This is a genomic window from Micromonospora sp. 4G55, from assembly GCF_016803375.1.
In genome coordinates, this window is record NZ_JAEVHN010000388.1 from 1 (window position 1) to 5930 (window position 5930).

At 73.1% G+C, this 5930-nt stretch carries 1 protein-coding gene and 3 pseudogenes; 2 read left to right on the forward strand and 2 right to left on the reverse strand.

Annotated features, from left to right (window positions below; all coding sequences use genetic code 11):
* Positions 1-807 (reverse strand): annotated as a pseudogene (locus JNW89_RS25195) (hypothetical protein); the annotation flags it as partial.
* A gap of 54 nt (positions 808-861) precedes the next feature.
* Between JNW89_RS25195 and JNW89_RS25200 the strand changes: the two are divergent.
* Together JNW89_RS25200 and JNW89_RS25205 are read left to right on the forward strand one after the other, a co-directional pair.
* Positions 862-2025, forward strand: coding sequence for a DNA recombination protein RmuC (locus JNW89_RS25200; RefSeq protein WP_238450782.1), 1164 nt, complete (start codon positions 862-864; stop codon positions 2023-2025).
* 148 nt (positions 2026-2173) lie between these two features.
* Positions 2174-5490 (forward strand): annotated as a pseudogene (locus tag JNW89_RS25205) (S8 family serine peptidase).
* A gap of 200 nt (positions 5491-5690) precedes the next feature.
* On the opposite strand, the pseudogene JNW89_RS25210 reads toward JNW89_RS25205, so the two are convergent.
* A pseudogene (locus JNW89_RS25210) lies at positions 5691-5930 on the reverse strand (hypothetical protein); the annotation flags it as partial.

The window sequence follows — 5930 nt, forward strand, 5'->3', positions numbered from 1 at the left end:
AATCGCCCGCCGCCGAAGTCCCCGCCGCCGAAGTCGGCCGCCTGGTCGGCGCCGCCGAAGTCACCCTGGTCGCCGTAGTCCGCGCCCTGGTCCCCGGCGCCCTGGTCCCCGGCGCCCTGGTCCCCGGCGTCGCCCTGGTCGCCGTAGTCGGCGCCGTCGCCGAAGCCCTCCTGGTAGCCGGCCTCGTAGCCGTAACCCGGGTCGGCGAAGGCCGGCGAGAAGAGCGCGTCGGCGATCAGCAGCCCGCCGAACACACCGGCGCCCGCGCCGAGCGCGGTCTTCCACCACGGGGTGGAGTACCAGCCGGCCGGCACCGGCCGTCCCTGGTAGCGCCCGCCCGGGTAGTAGTAGGGGGTGTCCTGGCCCGGCTGCGGGCCGGCCTTGAACGTCTGCCCCTGCACCTGCACCTGACGTTCCTTGGTCAACTCGCCGGTGCCCTGCGCGGCGGCCAGCGGGGGCAGCTCCGGCCCCGGGTCCAGGCCGAGCGCCACCCGCGCCGCCCGGGCGTACGCCAGCCCCCTCCAGCGCGGTCTCCCGGGCCAGCCGGTACTGCTGGACCGTCCCGGCCTGCTCCAGCTGGCTGCCGGCGGCGTTGTAGCGCTCCGCCGCGTCGACCAGCGCCTGGCGGACGGCCGGGGCGTCGCCGTGCAGGTTCATCACCTGGCCGCCGAGGCGTTCGTACCAGCGCTGGGCGTCGGCGCGCACGTCGGCGAGACTGCGCGCCTCGCGGGCGGCCTGTTCCCGCCGCCACCAGACGAACCCGCCGACCAGGAGGGCCACGAGAATCGCCACGAGCAGAAGTTCCATGCCGCTGAACGTACCCGCAGACGTCGGGTCGTACCCGTTTGGCAAGCTCTGGTGATGGACTTCTCGACGCTGGCCGTGGTGGTCGTCTGCCTGGCCGGGGGTGGCGCGGCGGGCTGGTACGCCGCCCGGGCCCGGTCGGCCACCGAGATCGCCCGGCTGGAGGCCACCCTGGCGGCCAACCGCGAGGGCGAGGGGCGGCTGGAGCAGTCGATGCGCGCGCTGAGCTACGAGGCGACCGCCCAGTCGCAGGAGGCGGTGGCCCGGGCGGTCGCCCCGCTGCACGACACCCTGCGCCGCTACGAGCAGCGGGTCGGTGAGCTGGAGCGCGACCGGGTCGACGCCTACGCCGAGCTGCGCGAGCAGGTCCGCGCCATGAGCACGGTCTCCGGCGAGCTGCGCACCGAGACCAAGCAGTTGGTGGCGGCGCTGCGGGCGCCGCAGGTGCGGGGCCGCTGGGGCGAGCACCAACTGCGCCGGATCGTCGAGGCCGCCGGCATGCTGGAGCACTGCGACTTCAACGAGCAGGTCACCGCCGCCACTGACCACCAGGGGGTCCGTCCCGACCTGGTGGTCCGGCTGCACGGCGGACGAACGGTGGTGGTGGACGCCAAGGCGCCCTTCGACGCGTACCTGACCGCGATGGAGGCGCGCGACGAGCGGGGGCGGGACACCCACCTCGACGCGCACGCGCGGCACCTACGGGCACACGTCGACGCGCTGGCCGCGAAGTCGTACTGGGCGGCGTTCGACTCGACCCCGGAGTTCGTGGTGCTCTTCGTGCCGGCCGACCCGTTCCTGGACGTGGCGCTGCAGCGCGACCCGACGCTGCTGGAGCACGCCTTCGCCCGCGACGTGGTGCTGGCGACCCCGGCCACGCTGGTGGCCCTGCTGCGCACGGTCGCGTACTCCTGGCGGCAGGAGGCGTTGGCGCGCAACGCGGTCGCCGTCCACTCGCTGGCCCGCGAGCTGTACGGGCGACTGTCCACCCTGGGCGACCACGTCGGCAAGCTCGGCACCTCGCTCGGTGGGGCGGTCACCGCGTACAACCGCGCGGTGGGCTCGCTGGAGGCGCGGGTGCTGGTCAGCGCCCGCAAGCTGGCCGAGCTGGGCGTCTCCGACCAGGAGCTGGCGGTCCCGGCCCAGGTGGAGGTGGCCCCGCGGCAGCCGCAGGCTCCGGAGCTGCTGGACGGCACGTCCACCCTGGACCGGTCCATCTGACGTCCTGGATGTGACAGTACGCACCTGTGCATGTCACGAAGAGGTCACAAGGCAGCGTTCGGTAGTGACACCGCGACAACGCAGCACAAAGGATTCGCTCACGCGCGCCCTGTCATCTCAGGGCCCTGTTCTCTGGAGGAAAGAGAACGTGAGCAAACCCCGCAACCTGAGCCGGCGTACCTCCGCCGGGCTCTTCGCCTCGGTCGTGGCCGCCGGTGCCATGGCCGGCGCGGGCGGCGCCGCCACCGCGAGCGCCGCGCCCGCCACCACCCGGACGCCCCGGCCAACGCCGTCGAGGCGCTCGGCTCGCACGACGCCAAGCTGCTCGCCGAGGCCGAGGCGAAGCACGCGCCGACCGTCACGCTGATCGTCGCCACCGACAAGGGTGAGGCGAAGGACGTCGCCGACGCGGTGAAGGACCTCGGCGGCACCGTCAGCCAGCGCTTCGACTCGATCGGCTACGTGCTGGCCAAGGTGCCCACCGCGAAGGTGCTGAAGGCCGCCACGCTGCCGGGCGTCGCCGCGGTCGACCTCGACGAGACCATCCAGCTCCCGGACCCGACCCCGGAGTCCGCGCCGAACGGCGCGACCGCCGCCGAGCAGGGCGAGACCCTGGCCGGGCCGGGCGCCGGCACCGGCGCGGTCAACCCGTACATGCCGACCAACGAGACCGGCGCCGAGGCCTTCAAGGCCGCCCACCCCGAGTGGGACGGGCGCGGGGTCACCATCGGCATCATGGACTCCGGCGTGGACCTGGACCAGCCGGCGTTGCAGAAGACCACCACCGGCGAGCGCAAGATCGTCGACTGGGTCACCTCGACCGACCCGCTCGAGGACGCCACCTGGCGCGCGATGATCACCGAGGTGACCGGCCCGAGCTTCACCATCGGCACCACCGCCTGGACGGCCCCGGCCGGCAGCTACCGGTTCGCCACCTTCCGGGAGTCGATCACCGCTCCGGCCGGCGCCGCCAGCGAGGTCGGCGGCGACGTCAACCGCGACGGTGACACCACCGACTCGTGGGGGATCCTCTACGCCACCGACACCCACGACATCCGGGTGGACGTCAACGGCAACCGCGACTTCACCGACGACGAGCTGATGCGCCCGTACAAGGAGAAGTTCCAGGTCGGCCACTTCGGCACGGACAACCCCGCCACGGCCGTCCGCGAGCAGATCCCGTTCGTCGTCGAGTACCGCGAGGACGTCGACACCAACCCGGGTGACGGGCAGCCCGGCCCGTACGCCGACTTCGTCAACATCGGCATCGTCCAGGCCACCCACGGCACGCACGTCGCCGGCATCACCGCCGCCAACGACATGCTCGGCAACAGCGCCTTCGACGGCGCTGCCCCCGGCGCCAAGCTGGTCTCCTCGCGCGCCTGCGTCTGGACGGGCGGTTGTACCGCCGCGGCCCTCACCACCGGCATGGCCGACCTGGTGATCAACCGCAAGGTCGACGTGGTCAACATGTCGATCGGCGGCCTGCCGGCCCTCAACGACGGCGCGAACGCCCGCGCGCAGCTCTACAACAGCCTGATCACCACCTACGGCGTGCAGCTGTTCCTCTCGGCCGGCAACTCCGGCCCGGGCCTGAACACCATCGGCGACCCGTCGGTGGCGTCCAACGCGGTCAGCGTCGCGGCCAACATCAGCAAGCAGACCTGGCTGGCCAACTACGGCTCGGTGGTCCGCAAGGACAACGCGCTGTTCAACTTCTCCTCGCGCGGTCCCCGGGAGGACGGCGGCTTCAAGCCCAACATCGCCGCCCCCGGCTCGGCGATCTCCACCGCGCCGACCTGGCTGCCGGGCGTGCCGGTCGCCGAGGCCGGCTATCCGCTGCCGCCGGGCTACCAGATGCTCAACGGCACCTCGATGGCCTCGCCGCAGGCCACCGGCGCCGCCGCGCTGCTGCTCTCCGCCGCCAAGGCGAACGACCAGGGGGTCACCCCGGCCGCGCTGCGCCGGGCCATCTACAGCTCGGCCAAGCCGATCGAGGGCGTCGCCACCTACGCCCAGGGCTACGGCATGTTCAACGTGCCGGGCGCCTGGGAGCTGCTGGCCCAGGGCGTCGAGGCCCGCTCGTACACCTCGGACGCGCCGGTCTGCACCGAACTGTCGGCGAACCTGACCCGCTACGACGCCGGCACCGGCACGTTCGTGCCGAACCCCGACCGCGGCGCGGGCGTCTACAACCGGTGCGCTTCCGGGCAGGGCGGCCAGAAGGTCAACCAGACGAAGACCTACAAGGTGAAGGTCACCCGTACCAGCGGACCGGCCGGCAACATCCGGCACGACGTCGACCTGCGCGGCGACGACGGCACCTTCACCGCGCCGCGGTCGGTGGTGCTGCCGCTGAACAAGGCGGTCACCGTCAACGTGGTCGCCAAGCCGCGTACCGACGGGGCGCACGGCGCGCTCCTGACCATCGACGACCCGGCCACCAACGTGGTCGACTTCGAGGTCTCCACCGTGGTGGTCGTCTCCAACGACGTGAAGAAGCCCGACTACTCCTGGTCGACCGAGGGTTCGGTCGACCGCAACGGCTTCACCTCGTACTTCGTGACCGTCCCGGCCGGCGCGGGCGCGCTCCAGGTCAACCTCTCCGGCATCGCCACTGGCTCGCAGACCCGGTTCATCGCCATCAACCCGTACGGCATCCCGGTGGAGAGCACCGCCAGCACCGCCTGCTACACCAACTTCTCCGACGCTGCGGCCTGCAAGCCGCAGGAGCGGGACTACCAGAACCCGATCCCGGGTGTCTGGGAGATCGAGGTGGAGGCCCGGCGCACCTCGCCGGCGCTGAACAACCCGTACCAGCTCCAGGCCCGGGTGCAGGGCGTCAAGGTCGAGCCGGCCGTGGTGGAGCTGCCGTCGGTGACCGCCGGCGCCCCGACCCAGGTCTCCTGGGGCCTGACCAACACCTTCGGCCCGGTGTCGGTGACCGGCCAGGGTGGCGCGCTGTCCAGCGTGCACGCCGAGCGGCCGACCATCGCCCAGGGCGCGCAGCAGGAGTACACCCTGACGGTGCCGGCCGGGGCGACCAGCTTCACCGCCCGGATCGGCAACACCGCCGACCTCGGCGCCGACCTGGATCTGTCGGTCTTCCTGGGCGCCACCCGGGTGGGCCGGTCGGCCGACGGTGACTCGGAGGAGGCGGTGACCCTGACCAACCCGGCCGCCGGCACCTACCGGGTCGTGGTGGACGGGTACGCCGTCGACGGTCCGGGCACCAGCACCGCCTACGACTACCGGGACTCATTCTCGGCCCCGTCGCTGGGCACGCTGAGCGCCCCGACCACCCCGCTGCCGCTGCAGAACGGCGACACCGCCGCCCTGACCGGTACGGTGACCGCCCTGTCCGCCCCGGCCGCCGGCCGGGAGCTCTACGGCGACCTGGCCGTCACCACCACCGAGGGCGCGGTCGTCGGCCGTGGCTCGGTCGCGATCGGCGCGGTGAACTGAGCACCGCCTGACGGCGGTCCCCGGACCGCCCAGCACCACAGGAGCCCGTCCCCGGTCCCCGGGGGCGGGCTCCCTCGTCGCCCCCTTTGCTCTGCTGCGGCGGGGGCAACACCGGGAGCGCATCGCCGTTGCCGGGAGGGCAGCAGAGCAGAGGGGGGCGGGACAGGGGCGTCCCTGCCCCCGATCAGTCGGCGCTGGTCTCAGGAACGGCGGGCGGACTCGACGACGAAGGGGGTGCCCTGCTGGCAGGTGGTCATCATGTCGGGCTCGGGCTGGCCGGTCACGGTGACCCGGGCGCCGACGGTGAGCACGTCCCGGGGGCCGCCGATGAGCTGGTAGCCCTCGACCAGCAGGCAGTTCGGCTCCACCCCGGGCTGGACGGTGCCGGTGATGGTGGTGGCGCCGGGGCCGGGCGGCAGGCTGGGGCCGGCCGGCCGGCC

Coding starts and splice junctions, on each gene's coding strand:
- JNW89_RS25200 (WP_238450782.1), top strand. CDS start 862: ATGGACTTCTCGACGCTGGCCGTGGTGGTCGTCTGCCTGGCCGGGGGT.